The organism is Bradyrhizobium sp. dw_78 (genome assembly GCF_018449525.1).
GTDB lineage: Bacteria > Pseudomonadota > Alphaproteobacteria > Rhizobiales > Xanthobacteraceae > Bradyrhizobium.
In genome coordinates, this window is the sequence record NZ_JAAVUS010000005.1 from 208,704 (window position 1) to 228,090 (window position 19,387).

Genomic DNA, 19,387 nt, shown 5'->3' on the forward strand with positions numbered 1-19,387 from the left:
GGCGGTCCGTAAAGCGCGACAAGCGCACAACAAGAAAATGTCAGGGAGAAAACATGATCGAGCGACGCAAGCTTCTGAAGGTCGGCGCGTCCGGCATCGTGGCGTCGGTGGCGGCGCCCTTTGTGGGTCGGACGGGGTGGGCCGCCGCGCCGGCCCATACGCTGAAGCTGACCTTCGCCGACACCCAGAGCCATCCGCTCTACGACGTGCTCAAGCGTTTTTCCGAGGATGTCTCGAAGCGCACCTCCGGCGCCGTCGAAATCCAGGTGTTCAGCATTGGCCAGCTCGGCAGCGGCACCAACATCCTCACGGGCTTGCAGACCGGCATCATCGATTTCTGCGCGCATACGTCAGGTTTCATCGACACGATCTTTCCGAAATTCCAGGTCGTCGACCTGCCGTTCCTGTTTTCGGACTCGGAGTCGGCCGAGCGGTTGCTGGACGGGCCGACCGGCGCCAAGCTGCTCGATATGCTGCCGTCGAAGGGCATCTATGGCCTCGGCTACGGCCATTGGGGATGGCGCGTGGTGTCGACCATCGACAGGAAAGTCCCCGAGCCCTCCGACATGAAGGGATTGAAAATCCGGGTGCAGCCCGGCGCCATTTTCGCCGCCACCTTCCGCGCGCTCGCCGCCAGTCCGGTCGCGATCGACCTCACCGAAGTTTATCTGGCGCTGTCGCAGCGCGTCATCGATGCGGTCGAGACGCCGATGATCTCGCTCGCCGCGACCAAGCATGACGAGATCGTCAACACCATCAACATGACCAATCAGGTCTACAATGTCGGGGTTATGATGGCGAGCAAGGCCAAGTTCGATGCGCTGCCAAAGGATGCGCAGGAAGCCATCCGCGCCGCCTCCATCAACCTCACCAAGGACTGGCGGACCACCATCGCCGCCCGGAGCGACGAGGTCGCGCAGCGTTACAAGGCCAAGGGCATGGCGATCGTCGAAGTGAACCGCGAGGATTATCGCAAGGCGACCGAAAGCGTGTATCCGCAGTTCAAGGACATCATCGGGGCCGATCTTTACGATGCCGTCCTGAAGGAAGCCGGGCATGGCTGAGCCGCTCGCGCTGCTTTCCGGTCGCGCGCTTGACCCTATGCCGGAGTTGGCCGGCCCCGGAGAACCGGCGGTCAAGCGCGGTGTGGTCGCGGCCCGGCTTCGCGCCGGGCTGAACGGGCTGGACCTTGTGTTTCGCGCGATCCTTGTGCTCGCCTTGGTGGTCCAGCTTGCGATCGTCCTGACCGGAATCGTGTCGCGATTCTGGTTCGACCAATCGCTGTTATGGGCCGACGAAGCCGCCAAATTGTTCCTGTCGCTGACGGCGTTCGTCGGCGGCGCGCTGGCCTTTCGCGCCCGCCATCATACGACGGTCGAATTCCTGACCGGAAAGTTTTCGCCGCGCTGGCGAACATCATTCGCGATCGGAATCGATTTACTAATTCTGGTCGCCGCCGCGGTGGTGGGCTATGTCTCGCTTGATCTGCTGGCGATCTCGGCGACATCGAACACGCCGATTCTTCAGATCAATGCGGCATGGCTGGTGCTGCCGCTGACGGTCGGACTCGCGCTCACCGCCTTGTTCGCGATCGAGCGGCTGGTCTATGTCCACGCGCTTCGCGACGTCGTTCCGGCGGCCTGTGTCATCGTGCTGCTGGTTGGCCTCGTCTACGCGGTCAGCGTCGTGCCCTCGCTGCATCTCGACAACGGCGCGGCGCTGGGCGTCATGCTGATCGCATTCCTGCTGGCGGTGTTGCTGGGACTGCCGGTCAGCTTCGCCATGCTGCTGGGTTCGCTGACGTTTCTCTTGATCAGCGGCGTGGTCCCGCTGATCGCGGTGGCGCAGAACACGTTCGACGGCACCAGCAACTATATCCTGCTGACGCTGCCGTTCTTCATCTGGGCCGGGCTGATCATGGAGAAAGGCGGCATTAGCCTGCGTCTTGTCCGTTTCGCGATGACGCTGGTCGGCCATATGCGCGGCGGCCTGCTGCAGGTCGTGGTGCTGACGATCTACATGGTGTCAGGCATTTCCGGCTCCAAGATCGCCGATGTCGTCGCGGTCGGCTCGGTGTTGCGCCGTGAGCTGCAGCGGCAGGGCTACAGGCCCGAGCAGGGCGCGGCGGTGCTGGCCTCGTCGGCGGCGATGTCGGAGACGATCCCGCCGAGCCTTGCCATGCTGGTGCTGGGATCGGTGGCGCCGATTTCGATCGGGACGCTGTTCATCGCCGGGCTGATGCCGGCCGCGGTGATCGCGCTGTTGCTGATGGTGCTGAACTACGCGTTGTCGCGTCACGGCAACATGACATCGGCGCCACGCGCGACCGCATCCGAATTGCTGCGCGCCACCGGCGGCGCCGTGCTGCCGCTGGTGATGCCCGTCATCATGGTGATCGGCATTCGCTTTGGCGTCGCAACGCCCACCGAAGTCTCGAGCGTGGCGGTGCTGTACGGGTTGGTGCTGGCGTTCGCGATCTACCGCGCCGTCGGCGTCAAGGCGCTGTATGACATCGCGGTGGAGTCCTGCCTGCTGGCGGGCATGGTGCTCTTCATCATCGCCGCCGCTTTCTCGTTTGCCTGGACGCTGACTGCGGCCAACCTGCCGGCGAGCCTCGCGGCGATCCTGCATTCGGCCGGCGACAACCGCATCGTGTTCACGCTGGGGTCGATCGTGCTGCTGATCGTGGTCGGGTCGCTGCTCGAAGGGCTGCCGGCGCTGATCATCCTCGGGCCGCTGCTGATGCCGATCGCGAGCCAATATGGCATCGACATCATCCACTACAGCATGATCATGATCCTCGCGATGGGCGTCGGCATCTTCATCCCGCCGATCGGCATCGGCTTCTACGTCTCCTGCACGGTGTCCGAGAGCCGCCTTGAATCGACCGGCCGGGCGATGCTGCCTTATCTGGCGGTGCTGATCGTCGGCGTGCTGGTCGTGGCCTTCGTGCCCTGGTTCACGCTTGCGGTGCCGCGTCTGATCCAGGGGCATTAAAATCAAGGAAGGCGGCTGCGATCAGCGCCTTGCCGGTGTGAGCTTTTGGCTCATCGCGTTGGCGCCGTCGCTGACATCCTGCAAGGTGCGGCGGCCGTCCTCCATGAAGGCGGCCGAGCGTTTCTTGAAGCTCTCGGCCAGTTCGTGGAGCGATTGCACTTTCTGGTATAATTCGCCGTCCTTGCCTTTGGTGAGATCGGGCACGGCATCGTCGATTCTGGCCATCGTATTGTTGAAGCTGGCAAACGCCGTATCGGCCTTGCGCATGATGCCGTCGATCTCGTCGCCCTCATCCGCCAGCGCCCCCGTATAGGTCTCGAAGCTCTGGAGCGCATTCCTGATGGTGTCCCTGTTGTCGACGAGGACGTGATCAATATTGTGCAAGGTGTCGCGGATCGATTGCGCTTCGGAGAGGTCGGCTTCCAGCGTTGGAACGCCATCCTTGTCCCGCGGCATGGCAGGCGCACCGGGCGCGCCGCCGATCAATGATATCGCCATCAAGCCTGTCAGCCCCTGCGCTTCCAGGCCCACCGCCGTATCCTCGCGGATCGGGGCGCTGTTATCGACCATGGTCAGCGCCACGATCCTGCGCGGGCCGTCCAGCCGGACTGATGTTACCTCGCCGATCTGGACGCCGTCGAAATTCACGCTGCCGCCCTTGCGCAGGCCGGCGGCGGAGCCCTCGAACACAATGCGAAGCGGGCTACGCTGGATGCCGTGGATTTTGCGGAATCCGAGAAAGCCGGCAAACCCCACGGCGATCACCGCCAGCGTCGCCGCTCCGATCAGGAAGTTGGTCGCCCGTGCCTTCATTCAAAGAGCCATCCAAGCCGGTCCGCGATGCATCCGGGCGGAGCGGCCGTTGCAGATCGCCATTGTCCGGATTGTACCGGCAAGGCGGTCCGGCTGAAAGGTACGTTTCGCCGGTTCCACGGTGCCCGATCGGAATTCAGAAAGGATTAACCCGCGATATTCACGCGGCCATCGGTCAGCCGCCTCAATGTTTTGCCGCATGCCGGGCTGCGGCATTGTTGAGGACGATCAAGCCATCGACGGCGACGCCGGTCTTGGCGTTGATCAGGAACGGATTGACGTCGATCGAGGCAATGCGATCGCCGGCATCGGCGATGAGGTTGGAGAGGCCGACCAGCGCCTTCACGGCGGAAGCTTCGTGCAGCGCAGGCCGGCCGCGATAGCCCTTTATTTTCACGCCGGCCTTGGTGCGGCCGATCAATTGCCTGGCTTCGTCGGCGTCGAGCGGCGCACCGGCCAGTGCGACATCCTTGATCAGTTCGATATCGACGCCGCCGGTGCCGAACAGCACCACCGGTCCCATCTCGGCGTCGAGGGAGGCGCCGACCACGAGTTCGAGATCGGCCTTGACCTGCTGCGCGATCAGGATTCCCTCGAGCTTCGGCTTGCCCTTGAGGCGCTTCACCCGCGCGGTGATGGCGCTGAAGGCTTTCCTGACTTCGGCCGGGCTGTTGAGGTTCAGCGCCACGCCGCCGATGTCGGATTTGTGCAGGATGTCCGGGCTGACCACCTTGGCGACGACGGGAAAGCCGATTTTCCTGGCGATCTTCACGGCGTCGGTCGCCGTCTGCGCGATCGCTTCCTTCGAGACCGGAATGCCGTAAGCCTTCAGCAGTTTTTTCGAGGCGACCTCGTCGAGCGCGGCGCCTTTGGCGTCCTTGAGCGTTCGCTCCAGCGTCGCGCGCGCCGCGGCGGTGGAGCTCGATACCGCATCCGGCACTTCCTTGCGCAGCGAGGCGTAGTCGATCAGGGCCTTGATCGCACCGACGGCGCGGTCCAGGCCCTGCATCACCACGATATGCGGCAGCGACTGGCGCAAGGTTTTGGTGAAGTCGGTGAAGCCGATCGACATCGTGCTGATATAGATGACGGGCTTGTTGGCTCTCGCCGCCTTGTCGTTGACGATGTGCAGATTGCGTTCGCGCAGCTCATGCGGGGCTTTCGGCAATTCGGCGTCGATGATGACGATGTCGGTGTCGGGATCGTCGATCATGACCTGGATCGATTGCATGTAGACGGAGGGATCGACCACCGCGGCGAATCCCGCGTCGAGCGGATTGCCGACGATGCTGCCGGGACCGAGCATGTTTGCAAGCTTTGCGCTGGCGCCCAGCCCGAGCGGCGCGAAATTCAGTCCGGCGGCGTGGAACGCGTCGATCAATAGGCCGCGCTTGCCGCCCGATAGTGTCACGGCGGCGAGCCGGTTGCCCTTTGGCGGGTCGGCATGGACGAAACATTCGGTGGTTTCGATCAGCTCATCGAGACCGCGCACCCGGATCACGCCTTCGCGGGCCGAGATCGCGTCAAAGGTTTCGATCGAGCCGGCGAGCGCGCCGGTATGCGCCATCGCTGCGGCGCGGCCGCCTTCCGAGGCGCCGAGTTTCAGCGCGATCACCGGCTTGCCGGCGGCGCGCGCGGCCTTGCAGGCCTCGCGGAACGTCCGGGTGTTGCGCACGCCTTCCAGATAGACCACGATCACGCGGATCGAGGGATCGGCGGCGAAATAGGCCATCAGGTCCGGCGTCTCCAGTCCGGCCTCGTTTCCGGTCGTGACCATGTAGCCGACGCCGACGCCGCGATCCTCCAGCGCCTGGCGGATCGCCATCACGATCGCGCCGGACTGGCCGGCGATCGCGACCGGGCCTTGCTCCATGGTGACGATGCGGTCGTCGATATTGGTGAAGATCTTTTCGCCGGCGCTTAAGTTGCCGAGGCAATTCGGGCCGGTCACCGCAAGTCCGGTTTCCCTGATGGCTTCCCGCAGCTCAGTGGCGAGCCGCTGGCTCTCCGCGTCCTGCGATTCGCTGAAGCCCGAGGTGACGATGGTTGCCGACCGGGCGCCGGCCGCCGCGGCATCGCGGATCACCTGAACGGCGAAACGCGCCGGCACCAGCACCAGCACATGATCGGGCTTTTCCGGCAGGCTGGCGAAATCCGGGTAGCAAGGCACGCCCCAGACGGTTTCACGCCTGGCATTGACCGGATAAAGCCCGCCTTCGAATTTGTATTTGATCAGGTTGTTCCAGATGCGCTCGGCGTAGTTGCCCGGCTTGTCGGTCGCGCCCACCAGCACGATGTTGCGCGGATGCAGCATGGCATGGATGCCTTTGACGATATCGCCGGCTTCCGGCGAAGGCGACCACGGCTGAGCGAAATGTGATGCGGCGTTAAGGCGAGCTTCCATCGGCGTGACCCCTTACCCTTCACTTTATTTTTTCATTTTTTTCGCTTTATCCGGAATGGCCGATCGGCGGCAGCCCCCCATTCCCGATGCATTTTCCTATCTATTATGGCCAGCCGGGGAGGGTGGCAACCGGCGCAGGCCTCGAAACCGCGGCATCGCCGCAAAACTTGCCAGCCGGAATAGGGTCGCTATATCGGGTTTTCCGGATTATCCGTACCCGACATCCAGCGAGCCAGAGAATGACCGCCGATACCGCCATGTCCGCTGAAACCCAGCCGTTCCAGGCTGAAGTGGCCGAACTCCTGCACCTGATGGTGCATTCGGTCTATTCGGAAACCGACATCTTCCTGCGCGAACTGATCTCGAACGCGTCGGATGCCTGCGACAAACTGCGCTACGAGGCGATTGCCGCGCCGGAGCTGATCGCCGACGGCGAGCCGCCGAAAATCCGCATCGTGCCCGACAAGAAGGCGGATACGCTTGCGGTGGTCGACAACGGCATCGGCATGTCGCGCCAGGAACTGATCGACAATCTCGGCACCATCGCGCGCTCCGGCACCAAGTCCTTTCTGTCCCGCCTGACCGAGGCCAAGGAAGGCGCCAATTTGATCGGCCAGTTCGGGGTCGGCTTCTATGCCGCCTTCATGGTCGCCGAGCGCATCGTCGTCACCAGCCGCCGTGCCGGAACCGACGAGGTCTGGATGTGGACGTCGTCCGGCGGCAGCGGATTCGAGATCGCGCAGGCGAGCGAAGAGGATGCCAAGCGTATCACGCGGGGCACCGAGATCGTGCTGCATCTGAAGCCGGATGCCAAAAAATATCTGGAAGCTTACGAGATCGAACGCATCGTCCGCGACTACTCGGACAATATCCAGTTTCCGATCGAACTGGTGCCGGAAGAGGGCGAGCCGCGCCAGATCAATTCGGCCAGCGCGCTGTGGCAGCGGTCGAAATCGGAGCTGACCGAAGAAGACTACAAGCAGGCGTATAAATCGATCGCCGGCGCCTTCGACGAGCCGGCGATGACGCTGCATTATCGCGCCGAAGGCCGCCAGTCCTATGCCGTGCTGCTGTTCGCGCCATCGACCAAGCCGTTCGATCTGTTCGAGCCGTCGCGCAAGGGTAAGGTCAAACTCTATGTCCGCCGCGTCTTCATCGCCGACGATGCCGATATCCTACCCCGCCTATTTGCGCTTCATCCGCGGCGTGATCGACAGCGAGGATCTTCCGCTCAACATCTCGCGCGAGATGCTGCAGAACAATCCGCAGCTCGCGCAGATCCGCAAAGCCGTGACCGGCCGCGTGATCTCGGAACTGGAAAGCCTCGGCGACAAGGAGCCGGAAGCCTTTGCCAAAATCTGGGACGCGTTCGGCCCCGTCATCAAGGAAGGGCTGTGGGAGGACTATGAGCGGCGCGAGAAATTGCTGGCGCTGTCGCGCTTCACCACGACCACGGGCGAGAAGCGTTCGCTGAAGCAATATGTCGAGGACATCAAGCCCAACCAGACCGAGATCTATTATCTCACCGGCGACAGCGTCGAGCGCCTGAAGTCGAATCCGAAACTTGAATCGGCCAAGGCGCGCGGCATCGAGGTGTTGCTGCTGACCGATCCGGTCGATGCGTTCTGGACCGCCGCGCCGCTCGATTTCGGCGGCAAGCCGCTGAAATCGCTGAGCCAGGGCGACGTCGATTTCGGCTTGGTCCCGCTTTTGGACGAGAAATCCGAGGACAGCGAGAAGCCTAGCACGGACGAGGCGGCGACCATCGCGGTGATCAAGGACGCGCTGGGTGAGCGGGTGTCCGACGTCCGGGCCTCGCAGCGCCTGACATCGAGCGCTTCCTGCCTGGTCGCCGGCGGCGACGGGCAGGATCGCGCGCTGGAACGCCTGCTGGCGCAGCAGAACCGCGGCACCGTCACCAAGCCGATCCTCGAGATCAACATGCGCCATCCGCTGGTCGCGGCGATCTCAGGTGCGCGCGACGATGCAAAGGATCTGTCGTTCCTGCTGCTGGAGCAGGCGCAAATCCTCGATGGCGAGTTGCCGGAAGACCCGGCGGCCTTTGCCTCCCGGCTCAACCAGCTGGTGCTGCGGGGCCTGCAACTTTAGGCGCTTGTCACCACGGCAAGCCGCAGAGATCGATGACGCCTTTCTGCGGGGCGCGTTTGAGATCGTAGACGTAGGGAGCCATCGCTTCGAAACGGATGCGGCCCTGGGGCTGATCGACATGGATTTCGCCGTCGAACGGCTTCCAGCCGCGCGCCATATAGAACGGCGCGTTGTGCGGTTCGCAAAACAGCAGGGCGAACGGCGTCGAGCCTTCATCCTTGAGGGTCTGGATGGCCGCGTTGAGCGCGATGCTAGCATAGCCATGACGCCGCGCATCTTCCCGCGTCAAGACGCCGCCGATTCCGGCCACCCGGATCTTGTGCCCATTCCACGTGATGTCGCGGCGATGCAGCCCGACATGGCAGAGCACCTCTTCCGCTTCATTCTGCAGCAGCACCCGTAATTCGGCGCGGGCGAAGACAATTCCGGCCCAGGGCAGCTTCGCCACCACTTCCGGCGGCCAGATCGCATCGAACAGCGGTTTTGCCAGCGGCCAGGAGGCATCCCCATTCAAGACCTCGACTTCGATGGTCATTTTCGCGTCACCTGTCTCCGGCTTGATCGACCGAATTGCTGTGTTTAAGAGCGGTGGAACCTTCTATAAGGGTTTCCCGTTAAATCACGTCTCCCCATCATTGTGGACATCATCCCATGACCTTCACGCTTCCCAATCTGCCTTACGCCCATGACGCCCTTGCGCCCCATATGTCGAAGGAAACGCTGGAATATCACCACGACAAGCATCACCAAGCCTACGTGACCAATGGCAACAATGCGATCAAGGGGACCGAATTCGAGGGCAAATCCCTCGAAGAGATCGTGAAAGGCTCGTTCGGCAAGAACGCCGCGGTCTTCAACAATGCCGGCCAGCACTACAACCATTTGCATTTCTGGAAATGGATGAAGCCGAATGGCGGCGGCAGCAAACTGCCGGGCGCCCTGGAAAAGAAGATCACCGAGGATCTCGGCGGTCTCGAGAAGTTCAAGACCGATTTCGCCGCCGCCGGCGTCGGCCAGTTCGGCTCCGGCTGGGCGTGGCTGTCGGTGAAGAACGGCAAGCTGGAAATCTCCAAGACCGCGAATGGAGAGAACCCGCTGGTTCACGGCGCCACCCCGATCCTCGGCTGCGACGTCTGGGAGCATTCCTACTACATCGACTATCGCAACCGCCGTCCGGATTATCTCAAGGCATTCCTCGATCACCTCGTGAACTGGGAATATGTCGAGGAACTGTTCTCGAAGGCCTGATACGCGTCGGATACGTAATTCCACGCAGGGCGGCAGCCTCGGTTGCCGCCCTTTCGTTTGTCTGGCGGGCTTGCGGGGCCGGTTCCGTTACGGCAAAAACGTCCGCTGGGTGATCCCATCAGGTCCGACGCGGAAAGTGCGCGATGTTCAGCTATTTCCTGGTTTTCATTGGTGGCGGCCTCGGGGCCTCGCTGCGCCACACCATCAATATCGCATGCGCCCGCTGCATCGGCACCGCGTTTCCCTACGGTACCTTCATCATCAACATCACCGGCTCGACCGTCATGGGGCTGATCGCCGGTTATCTCGCCTTCAAGGGCGAGGCCTCGCAGCCGTGGCGGTTGTTCCTGATGACCGGCATTCTCGGCGGCTACACGACATTCTCCGCGTTCTCGCTCGACACCGCGCTGCTCTATGAGCGCGGCGAACTCGGTCTGGCGCTGTTCTACGTGCTGGGTTCCGTGGCGCTGTCGATTGCGGGTCTGTTCGCCGGATTGGCGCTGATACGCCACCTCACCTGAGCCAAACATCCCCATAAGCGCCTTTTCGAGCGTTTCGGTGGACAATTGTTATGTTATAATATAACGTGATGTGATGGTTGGTTCCGATCCCCCTGGCCACGGCTCCGGCCGTGCTCTCCCGCATGTTCACCGTCACGGCCCGGCGTCGCCGCATCCGGCACAGGCAGCGTCCTGGTCGATCCTGCGCATGACGGTCACCGCCCGGCTCAGCGCCGCGGTCGCGGTCAGCACCGGCTTGTGGGCCATTGTCTGGCTTGCGATGAGGTGAGCATGGCGGCGCAACTGCAATTCCGTGACGTCACCCTGGGCTATGACCGGCATCCGGCGGTGCATCACCTCGACGGCGAGGTCGCCTCCGGCGCCCTGCTCGCGGTGGTCGGTCCCAACGGGGCGGGCAAATCGACGCTGTTCCGCGGCATCGTCGGCATCCTCAAGCCGCTCTCGGGCGCGATCGCCTCCGATGGCCTCGATGTCCGGGATATCGCCTATCTGCCGCAGACGGCCGATATCGACCGCAGCTTCCCGATTTCGGTGTTCGATTTTGTCGGCACCGGGCTTTGGCGCTCGACCGGCTTTTTCGGCGGCGTGGACAAGCGCGCGGGCGGAAAGATCATCCAGGCGCTCGCGTCGGTCGGCCTCAACGGTTTCGAGAACCGCCCGATCGGAACGCTGTCCGGCGGCCAGATGCAGCGCATGCTGTTCGCGCGGGTGCTGTTGCAGGACGCGCGGGTGATCGTGCTCGACGAGCCGTTCAATGCCATCGACACCAAGACGTCGGCCGATCTGCTGGCGCTGGTGGGCCGCTGGCACGGCGAGAAACGGACCGTGGTGGCGGCGCTGCACGACATGGATCTGGTGCGCGCCCATTTCCCGGAAACCCTGCTGCTGGCGCGCGGCAAGGTCGCCTGGGGCGCGACCGCCGAGGTGTTGACGGCGGAAAATCTTCTGGAAGCGCGGCGGATGTGCGAAGCGTTCGACGACGGTGCCGCCGCCTGCGCCGTCGACGACATGTCTTCGCGGGCCGCCTGAACATGGCGGTTTACGATGCGCTGATCGCGCCCTTCACCGAATTCGAGTTCATGCGCCGCGCGCTCGCCGCGGTGATCGCGCTGGCGCTGGGCGGCGCGCCGATCGGCGTGTTTCTGATGCTGCGGCGGATGAGCCTGGTCGGCGACGCCATGGCGCATGCGATCCTGCCGGGGGCTGCGATCGGGTTCCTGTTGTCGGGGCTCAATTTGTTCGCCATGACGATGGGCGGACTGATCGCGGGCTTCACCGTCGCGATTCTGGCCGGCGTGGTCGCGCGCACGACCGAACTGAAGGAAGACGCCTCGCTGGCGACATTCTACCTGATCTCGCTGGCGCTCGGCGTCACCATCGTCTCGATGAAGGGCACCAATATCGATCTGTTGCACGTGCTGTTCGGCAACATCCTGGCGATGGACAACCAGACGCTGCTGGTGATCGCCTTCAACGCCACGATCACGCTGCTGGTGCTGGCGGTGATCTATCGTCCGCTGGTGATCGAGAGCGTCGATCCGGTTTTCCTGCGCACCGTGAGCCGTGCCGGTGCGCCGGCGCATCTGGCGTTTCTGGCGCTGGTCGTGGTCAATCTGGTCAACGGCTTCCAGGCGCTCGGCACCCTGCTCGCGGTCGGGCTGATGATCCTGCCCGCCGGCATCGCCCGGTTCTGGTCGCGCGATATCAGCGGCATGATCTGCATCGCGGTCGCAAGCGCGATCGTCTCGGGCTATGCCGGGCTGGTGCTGTCGTTTCAGACCCGGGTGCCGTCGGGGCCTGCGATCATTCTGGTGGCGGCGATGCTGTATGCCGGCTCGGTGGCGTTCGGCACCGTCGGCGGCCTGGTCCGGCAGTTGTTTCCCGGCCGTCATCTCGAAGCGTAGAGGTCATAAAATGCGGCGTTTCCGATTCTGGCTGATTTGTTCGGTGCTCGCGGCGTCGGCGCTGCCGATGCAGGCGCAGGCGCGGTTGAGCGTCGTCGCCAGCTTCTCGATCCTCGGCGATTTCGTGCGCAATATCGGCGGCGACCGCGTCGACGTGACGACGCTCGTCGGCCCTGACGGCGACGTCCACGTCTATACGCCGGCGCCGGCGGATGCGAAGAGCGTCGCGGATGCGCAGCTCGTCGTCATCAACGGGCTCGGTCTGGAGGGCTGGCTGCCGCGGCTGGTGCAATCCTCGGGCGGCAAGGCTGTCATGGTGACCGCGACCAAGGGCATCACCCCGCGCCGGATCGGCTCCGAGGCCGATCCGCATGCCTGGCAATCGGTCGTCAATGCCAGGATTTATGTGCGCAACATCAGCGAGGCTTTGGTGGCCGCCGACCCCGCCGACGCGCTTTTTTTTCGCGCCAACGAGCAACGCTATGACGAGCAGCTCGACGAGCTCGACCGCGAGGTGCGGGCGACGGTCGAGCAAATTCCGGCGGAGCGGCGCAAGGTGATCTCCACCCACGACGCCTTCGGCTATTTTGCCGCGGAATACGGCATCGAATTCATCGCCCCGCTCGGCGTTTCCACCGAATCCGAGCCGAGCGCGCGCGATATCGCCGCTATCGTCTCCCAGATCAAAGCCGGCAAAATCCCGGCGGTTTTCTTTGAAAATATCAGCGATCCGCGGCTGATGCGCCAGATATCGGCCGAGACCGGCGTCAAGATCGGCGGAACGCTCTATTCCGACAGCCTGAGCGGCGAAAAGGGCGATGCCCCCACTTACATTGACATGGTCAGGCACAATATAAAGGCGCTGATGAGCGCGCTGGCCGATTGAGGGCGGGGGCCTTCCCCGCCGCACGGTGCGCCGCGAAATTCCTGTTGTTCGGAGCTGTCATGGCTGAGCTTTCGTCCTCTAAAATTCCCGCGCAAAAAATCCCTGTAACGGTGCTGACGGGCTATCTCGGCGCCGGCAAGACCACGCTGCTCAACCGCATCCTGTCGGAAAACCACGGCAAGAAATACGCCGTCATCGTCAACGAATTCGGCGAAATCGGCATCGACAACGACCTGATCATCGGTGCCGACGAAGAAGTGTTCGAAATGAACAATGGCTGCATCTGCTGCACGGTGCGCGGCGATCTCGTGCGCATCCTGGACGGCCTGATGAAGCGCAAGGGCAAGTTCGACGCCATCATCGTCGAGACCACGGGGCTGGCCGATCCGGCGCCGGTGGCGCAGACCTTCTTCGTCGACGAGGACGTGCAGAACAACGCGCGGCTCGATGCGGTCGTCACCGTCGCCGACGCCAAATGGCTGAGCGACCGGCTGAAGGACGCGCCGGAGGCCAAGAACCAGATCGCCTTCGCCGACGTCATCGTGCTCAACAAGACCGACCTGGTTTCAAAGCCGGAGCTGGCCGAGGTCGAGGCCCGGATCCGGGCCATCAACCCTTACGCCAAGCTGCACCGCACCGAGCGCTGCCAGGTCGCGCTGTCGGACGTGCTGGAGCGCGGCGCGTTCGACCTCGACCGCATTCTGGATATCGAGCCGGATTTCCTCGAGGCCGGCGACGACCATGACCATCACGATCATCATCACGGCCACGACCATCATCACCACGATCATGGCCATGATGCTCACAGTCACGGTGGCCTGAAGCATTACCATGACGAGGAAATGCAGTCGCTGTCGCTGCGGTCGAGCAAGCCGCTCGATCCGGCGAAATTCATGCCCTGGCTGCAAAGCCTGGTCGCCAGCGAAGGCCAGAAGATCCTGCGCTCGAAAGGCATTCTCTCCTTCAGCGACGATGACGACCGTTATGTGTTCCAGGGCGTGCATATGATGCTCGAAGGCGACCATCAGCGGAAATGGAAGGACGGCGAGCCGCGCGAAAGCCGGCTTGTCTTCATCGGCCGCGAATTGCCGGAGCAGAAGATCCGCGAAGGTTTTGAAAGCTGCATCACCGCGTAATGAAACAGTTCGATCCGACCGAAAATTCAGCTTCCATCGTTTCCATCACCGACCGGGTGCGCCCGCTCGTCATCGGCATGCCGGTGACGTCGGTGCATTTCCTGGGCGATCGCGCCGCCTTTGTCGGCGCCGAGGAAAATGTCGCGCTGGTGAGTGCCGAGGGTGAGATTTCGCAGGTCGCCGTTCATGGCGGCGGCATCCTGTGTACGGCATCCGACGGCGCGCGCCTCGTCATGGGCGGCGATGACGGCAGGCTCGTCGCGCTGGACAAGGCCGGCGAGGTCACGCTGCTGGCGACGGACCCGAAGCGGCGCTGGATCGACAATGTCGCACTACACCCGGACGGCGCGGTGGCGTGGTCGGTCGGCAAGACGGCTTTCGTCCGCGGCGGCAAGGCCGAGGACAAGTCGTTCGAGGTGCCCTCGACCGTCGGCGGGCTCGCGTTTGCGCCAAAGGGGCTGCGGCTTGCGATCGCGCATTACAACGGCGTGACGCTGTGGTTTCCGAACATGGCCGGCAATGCCGAATTCCTCGAATGGGCGGGCTCCCATCTCGGGGTCGTGTTCAGCCCGGACAACAAATTTCTGGTCACGACGATGCACGAGCCGGCGCTGCATGGCTGGCGGCTCGCGGACCAGCGGCACATGCGCATGACCGGCTATCCCGGCCGCGTCAGGTCGATGTCATGGAGCGCCGGCGGCAAGGCGCTGGCGACTTCCGGCGCCGATACCGTGATCCTGTGGCCGTTCGCCAGCAAGGACGGCCCGATGGGCAAGCAGCCGGCGATGCTGGCGCCGCTGGCGGCGCGGGTCTCCGTCGTCGCCTGCCATCCCAAGCAGGACGTGCTCGCCGCCGGCTATAGCGACGGCACCATCCTGCTGGTGCGGCTGAATGACGGCGCGGAGATCCTGGTGCGCAAGAACGGCGCCGCGGCGGTCTCGGCGCTCGGCTGGAATGCGAAGAGCACGCTGCTTGCGTTCGCCGCCGAGGATGGCGACGCGGGTTTTGTGGAGTTGTGATAGACACCGCATACGGCCTTATTGAGAAAGCCAGATGCGGTTTCTGACCACCTTTCAGCTCTATGATTTCCTCGACACGCTGGTCAGCCTGGCCAGCGCCTTCGTGCTCGGCACCCTGATCGGCGCCGAGCGGCAATACCGGCAGCGCACCGCAGGGCTTCGCACCAATGTCTTGGTCGCCGTCGGCGCGGCCGCCTTCGTCGATCTGGCGATGCATCTGTCGGGCAATGACGGCGCGGTGCGCGTGATCGCCTATGTCGTTTCCGGCATCGGCTTCCTCGGCGCCGGCGTCATCATGAAGCAGGGCATGGATGTGCGCGGCCTCAACACCGCGGCGACGCTATGGGCCTCCGCGGCCGTCGGATCCTGCGCCGGCGCCGACATGATCGCGCAGGCGGCGGCGCTGACCGTGTTCATCCTGGCCGGCAACACCCTGCTGCGTCCGCTGGTGAACGCCATCAACCGCATCCCGGTCAACGAACAGGCGCTGGAGGCGACCTACCAGTTCAAGCTCACGGTGACGCCGGAGGCGCTGCCGGACATGCGTGACCGCCTGGTGGAACGGTTGGAGAGTGCAAAATATCCGGTGGCCGATGTCGATGTCGTCGAACATGGCGACGACCTGCTGGAGATCGTTGCGACGCTGGTCAGCACCGCGATCGAGCCGCGCGAGCTTGACGAGGTGGTGACGGACCTGGAGCGGCTGCCCGGCGTTCGCCACGCCACCTGGGAAGTCAGCACCAGGGATTAGAGCCTTCTGCCCTATTCGTGCTGGAACCATGCCTGGTTACCGCCGTTGAAAATAAAGCAGAGCGGTGGGTGCGACATGATCCCGGAAGAGAAGAGGCACATTTACAGGCGTGAGTTGCTGATCGCATCCGTCATGACCGTGGCGGGGTTTGCGATATCCGGCCTCTCGCTTGCTGAAATTGTTATTCAAGATCGGTCGCATGTCGCGCAGGCGACGCCGCCGTTGCAGGGCTCTCCGGCGCCTGCGACTGAGGACAAGGCCCCCGCGGAGTCAAAGCCCGGCGGCGAGCGGCCGACCACGCCGGCGCCCGAGCCCGCGCGCCCCGATTCGCAGGCGCAACAGCAGGGCGCCGCCTCTGCGCTGCCGCCGGCCCCGGCCGAAAAGACCGCGCGGCCGATCCAGCCGAAGCAACAATGATTCCGTAGCTCGCCGTCATTCCGGGATGCGCCGAAGGCGCAGACCCGGAATCCGGAGATTACGGCATGAGATTCCGAGTCTGCTCGCTTTGCGCGCATCCCGGAATGACGGTGATGTCCCTACCGCACCAATATATTCCGGAACTGCCAGGGATCGCTGCTGTCGATGTCTTCCGGAAACAGGCCGGGCCGGTCGTTGAGCGGCGTCCAGTCGGTGTAATAGCCCTTCACCGGTCCGAGATAGGGCGTCTGGATTTCGAGGCAGCGGCGGAAATCCATCTCGTCGGCCTCGACGATGCCGGCTTCCGGATTTTCCAGCGCCCACACCATGCCGGCAAGCACCGCCGACGACACCTGCATGCCGGTCGCGTTCTGATAGGGCGCGACCCGCCGCGTCTCCTCGATCGAGAGCTGCGAGCCGTACCAATAGGCGTTCTTGCCGTGGCCGTAGAGCAGCACGCCGAGTTCGTCGATGCCGTCGACGATCTCGTTTTCGTCGAGAATGTGCCATTCCGGCTGCATCTTGCCGGCCGCGCCGAAGATCTCGTGCAGCGACAGCACCGCGTCGTTGGCCGGGTGATAGGCGTAGTGGCAGGTCGGCCGGTACACCACGTTCTGGCCGTCGCGCACCGTGAAATAATCGGCGATCGAGATCGATTCATTATGGGTGACGAGGAAGCCGTATTGCGCGCCCGGCGTCGGGCACCAGGAGCGCACGCGGGTATTGGCGCCCGGTTGCAGCAGATAGATCGCGGCCTGGCAGCCGGTCTCGTGCTTGCGGCCGTTCTCCGGCATCCATTTCTCATGCGTGCCCCAGCCGAGCTCGGCCGGCTGCATGCCCTCGGAAACGAAACCTTCCACCGACCAGGTGTTGACGAATACGTTCATCGGTTTCGGCTTCTTCGCGCGCTGGGTGTCGCGCTCGGCGATGTGGATGCCCTTGACGCCAAGCTTGTGGGCGAGCTGGCCCCAGCCTTCGCGGCTCTTCGGCTCGTTGAACGGGGTGTTGGTGTCGCGGGCGATGTCGAGCAGCGCCTGCTTGACGAACCAGGACACCATGCCGGGATTGGCGCCGCAGGTCGATACCGCGGTCGTGCCGCCCGGGCTCTTGTGCTTGGCCGCGAGCAGCGTCTCGCGCAGCGCGTAATTCGAGCGTTTCTCGGGGCCCATGTTCTTGTCGAAATAGAAGCCGAGCCACGGTTCGACGACGGTGTCGATGTAGAGCGCGCCGATTTCGCGGCACATCGTCATGATGTCGACCGAGGAGGTGTCCACCGACAGGTTGACGCAAAAGCCCTGGCCGCCGCCCGCGGTCAGCAGCGGCACCAGCAGCTCGCGGTAATTGTCGCGGGTGACGGACTGCTTGATGAAGCGCACGCCGTGCTGCTTGGCGAGTTCGCCGTCCTCATGCGGATCGATGATGACGAAACGCGACTTGTCATAGTCGAAATGCCGCTCGATCAGCGGCAAGGTGCCTTTGCCGATCGAGCCGAAGCCGATTATGACGATGGGGCCGGAAATCTTGGCGTGGATTGGCGCGGGCGGGCTCATGAATGGTTCTCCAGCTGGTCTTGGTTGTCAGGGGAAATCAGGCGGGCCGTCGCTTAGCGGTCACTTCAATCTCGATCTTCATCTCGGGCTTGAGCAAGTGAGCGACCACCAGAAGGGTTGCAGCCGGGCGGATCTCGCCGAGATATTCGCCGCAGACCGCGAACACGGCGTCTGCATCCGCAGGCTGGGTGACGTAATAGGTCGCGCGGACGATATCGGTCAGCGCGAAACCGCCTTCTTTCAACGCGGCCGCGATGGTCTTGAAGCAGTTTCGTGTCTGGCCCGTGACATCGGCCGGCATCGTCATGGTCGTGTAATCATAGCCGGCGGTGCCCGAAACGAAGGCAAAATCGCCGTCGACGACGGCGCGGCTGTAGCCGGCGGTCTTTTCAAACGGAGAGCCGGTGGAAATGAGACGACGTGACATTCAGGACCTCGATTTAAGAACAGAACACAGGTGGTGCCGATAGAGCTTCGGTCTTGATCCAGTCAGAACCAAAGCTCGCTCTTTTTATTTTAACTTGTTTTCGTCGCGCGAACCGGAAGCCCCCCGGATCAATAAGTCCGGGGCAGGCTTTCGTTCGAAACCGCGATGGCCTTTGGCTATCGCACGGCGAACGAGATGTCACGCCGGGCGCGGGCGCGCAGCCGGTTCCGGCGGCGCGTCAGTACATCCCTGACGATCATGACCGCGATCATGACCAGCAGGAGGGTGGTGATGGTGCTGCGGACGCGCAAATCCTCGGCGCCGCGCATGGCGGATGGGGTAAGCAGCATAATCTTGGCAATCATGCCGCGGTCGGTATCAGCCGCGCCGCGTTCCTCGCCCGCGAAGCTTTAAGCTTGGGCGCCGGGGCGCCGGTCGGCACGATCATGCCCCAGGCGCCGTCCAGCGCGTTTTTGCGCAGTTCGAGGCCGAGCAGGCGGTCGCGCTCGAACGGGCCGGGCAGCGACAACTCGCCGGTCTTGAGCGGCGAGAAGCCGAAGCGGGCGTAGTAGGGCGCATCGCCCAGCAGAATCACCGCGCCGTGGCCAAGCGCCTTCGCCGCCGCGAGTGCCTCGTCCATCAGCGCGGCCCCGACGCCGAGCTTGCGGTAGTCGTTGTCTACCGCCAGCGGGCCGAGCATCAGCGCCGGGATGCCCCCGGCGCTGACGTGCCACAACCGCACGGTTCCGACCAGGCGTGTGGCGTTTCGGAAACTCCCCACACCCTCGCGGCACGCACCTTCTGGGGAATTTCCGAAAGAATCGCCACACGCAAACGTTAAGTCTGCTGTTGTCCCGATCGAATTCGAAGTTCGCTCCCGGTCTTGGGGCAGGCACTGCGAACTTCGAATTCGGGACAACAGCCCCCGCGCCACGGCCGACAGGGCAAGGCCTTCGGCAGGCGCGCGTCCGTCGCGCAGGCGCTGGCAGGTGCGCAGCTGGCGGTTCGCGCCAAAGCAGGCATCCAGCAGGGCTTCGCGCGCAACGACGTCCGATGCCCGTTCCGCACGGATCGCGAACGGAGCGGCATTCGGGATGAGGGCAACATGGGTCTTCCGCAAAGCAGTCATGGCACGTCAGTCCTCGCCTCCAACGGCGGTTGATGCCGCGGAGAAGCGTTGTGCGTAATTCGAATGACGGGGATGG

The 19,387-nt window shown here is 63.6% G+C and carries 19 protein-coding genes and 1 pseudogene; 13 read left to right on the plus strand and 7 right to left on the minus strand.

Annotated elements, in window-relative coordinates:
* The first annotated feature begins 53 nt into the window (after positions 1 to 53).
* Together HB630_RS15335 and HB630_RS15340 are read left to right on the plus strand one after the other, a co-directional pair.
* Positions 54 to 1,064 (plus strand): TRAP transporter substrate-binding protein, encoded by a 1,011-nt coding sequence (locus HB630_RS15335; RefSeq protein ID WP_213773093.1) that lies wholly within the window; start codon positions 54 to 56, stop codon positions 1,062 to 1,064.
* Entirely contained in the window at positions 1,057 to 2,997 is a 1,941-nt protein-coding gene (locus HB630_RS15340) for a TRAP transporter large permease subunit (protein WP_249780871.1), read from the plus strand. Before HB630_RS15335 ends, HB630_RS15340 begins: the two co-directional genes overlap by 8 nt.
* Positions 2,998 to 3,018: 21 nt before the next feature.
* Here HB630_RS15340 and HB630_RS15345 read toward each other — a convergent pair whose 3' ends face one another.
* A complete protein-coding gene (locus HB630_RS15345) occupies positions 3,019 to 3,810 on the minus strand; it encodes an MlaD family protein (protein WP_213773094.1) in 792 nt (263 codons plus the stop codon).
* 184 nt (positions 3,811 to 3,994) lie between these two features.
* Positions 3,995 to 6,214 (minus strand): acetate--CoA ligase family protein, encoded by a 2,220-nt coding sequence (locus HB630_RS15350; protein WP_213773095.1) that lies wholly within the window; start codon positions 6,212 to 6,214, stop codon positions 3,995 to 3,997.
* A 239-nt stretch (positions 6,215 to 6,453) separates the two neighbouring features.
* Here HB630_RS15350 and htpG point away from each other — a divergent pair.
* Positions 6,454 to 8,323: pseudogene (htpG, locus tag HB630_RS15355) on the plus strand (molecular chaperone HtpG).
* 7 nt (positions 8,324 to 8,330) lie between these two features.
* On the opposite strand, the gene HB630_RS15360 reads toward htpG, so the two are convergent.
* On the minus strand, positions 8,331 to 8,858 hold the full coding sequence (locus tag HB630_RS15360) for a GNAT family N-acetyltransferase (RefSeq protein ID WP_213773096.1): 528 nt from the start codon (positions 8,856 to 8,858) through the stop codon (positions 8,331 to 8,333).
* A 116-nt stretch (positions 8,859 to 8,974) separates the two neighbouring features.
* Between HB630_RS15360 and HB630_RS15365 the strand changes: the two genes are divergently transcribed.
* The 10 genes from HB630_RS15365 (at position 8,975) to HB630_RS15410 (ending at position 16,205) form a co-directional block, all read left to right on the plus strand.
* Entirely contained in the window at positions 8,975 to 9,571 is a 597-nt protein-coding gene (locus HB630_RS15365) for a superoxide dismutase (protein ID WP_213773097.1), read from the plus strand.
* Positions 9,572 to 9,714: 143 nt separating this feature from the next.
* Complete coding sequence (gene crcB, locus HB630_RS15370; protein WP_213773098.1) at positions 9,715 to 10,092, plus strand: fluoride efflux transporter CrcB; 378 nt, start codon at positions 9,715 to 9,717, stop codon at positions 10,090 to 10,092.
* 73 nt (positions 10,093 to 10,165) lie between these two features.
* On the plus strand, positions 10,166 to 10,360 hold the full coding sequence (locus HB630_RS28405; RefSeq protein ID WP_249780872.1) for a hypothetical protein: 195 nt from the start codon (positions 10,166 to 10,168) through the stop codon (positions 10,358 to 10,360).
* A gap of 2 nt (positions 10,361 to 10,362) precedes the next feature.
* Positions 10,363 to 11,121, plus strand: coding sequence for an ABC transporter ATP-binding protein (locus tag HB630_RS15380; protein ID WP_213773100.1), 759 nt, complete (start codon positions 10,363 to 10,365; stop codon positions 11,119 to 11,121).
* A 2-nt stretch (positions 11,122 to 11,123) separates the two neighbouring features.
* Positions 11,124 to 11,996, plus strand: coding sequence for a metal ABC transporter permease (locus tag HB630_RS15385; RefSeq protein ID WP_213773101.1), 873 nt, complete (start codon positions 11,124 to 11,126; stop codon positions 11,994 to 11,996).
* Between the two features lie 10 nt (positions 11,997 to 12,006).
* On the plus strand, positions 12,007 to 12,882 hold the full coding sequence (locus HB630_RS15390) for a metal ABC transporter substrate-binding protein (protein ID WP_213773102.1): 876 nt from the start codon (positions 12,007 to 12,009) through the stop codon (positions 12,880 to 12,882).
* Between the two features lie 59 nt (positions 12,883 to 12,941).
* Positions 12,942 to 14,018 (plus strand): GTP-binding protein, encoded by a 1,077-nt coding sequence (locus HB630_RS15395; RefSeq protein WP_213773103.1) that lies wholly within the window; start codon positions 12,942 to 12,944, stop codon positions 14,016 to 14,018.
* Entirely contained in the window at positions 14,018 to 15,037 is a 1,020-nt protein-coding gene (locus HB630_RS15400) for a WD40 repeat domain-containing protein (protein ID WP_213773104.1), read from the plus strand. Before HB630_RS15395 ends, HB630_RS15400 begins: the two co-directional genes overlap by 1 nt.
* Before the next feature lie 34 nt (positions 15,038 to 15,071).
* Complete coding sequence (locus HB630_RS15405) at positions 15,072 to 15,788, plus strand: MgtC/SapB family protein (protein ID WP_213773105.1); 717 nt, start codon at positions 15,072 to 15,074, stop codon at positions 15,786 to 15,788.
* 114 nt (positions 15,789 to 15,902) lie between these two features.
* The gene (locus HB630_RS15410; RefSeq protein ID WP_346656097.1) at positions 15,903 to 16,205 is read left to right on the plus strand and encodes a hypothetical protein; all 303 of its coding nucleotides are present in this window, start codon (positions 15,903 to 15,905) and stop codon (positions 16,203 to 16,205) included.
* A gap of 119 nt (positions 16,206 to 16,324) precedes the next feature.
* Here the strand turns inward: HB630_RS15410 and HB630_RS15415 are convergent, their stop codons facing one another.
* The 4 genes from HB630_RS15415 to HB630_RS28410 all read right to left on the minus strand — a co-directional run bounded on the left by HB630_RS15415 (position 16,325) and on the right by HB630_RS28410 (position 19,311).
* A complete protein-coding gene (locus HB630_RS15415) occupies positions 16,325 to 17,755 on the minus strand; it encodes a homospermidine synthase (RefSeq protein WP_213773107.1) in 1,431 nt (476 codons plus the stop codon).
* 37 nt (positions 17,756 to 17,792) lie between these two features.
* The gene (locus HB630_RS15420) at positions 17,793 to 18,182 is read right to left on the minus strand and encodes a RidA family protein (protein ID WP_213773108.1); all 390 of its coding nucleotides are present in this window, start codon (positions 18,180 to 18,182) and stop codon (positions 17,793 to 17,795) included.
* 176 nt (positions 18,183 to 18,358) lie between these two features.
* Positions 18,359 to 18,547, minus strand: coding sequence for a hypothetical protein (locus tag HB630_RS15425; RefSeq protein ID WP_213773109.1), 189 nt, complete (start codon positions 18,545 to 18,547; stop codon positions 18,359 to 18,361).
* A complete protein-coding gene (locus HB630_RS28410; RefSeq protein ID WP_249780873.1) occupies positions 18,544 to 19,311 on the minus strand; it encodes an N-acetyltransferase in 768 nt (255 codons plus the stop codon). The genes HB630_RS15425 and HB630_RS28410 overlap by 4 nt, the downstream gene beginning before the upstream one ends.
* Between the last annotated feature and the right edge of the window lie 76 nt (positions 19,312 to 19,387).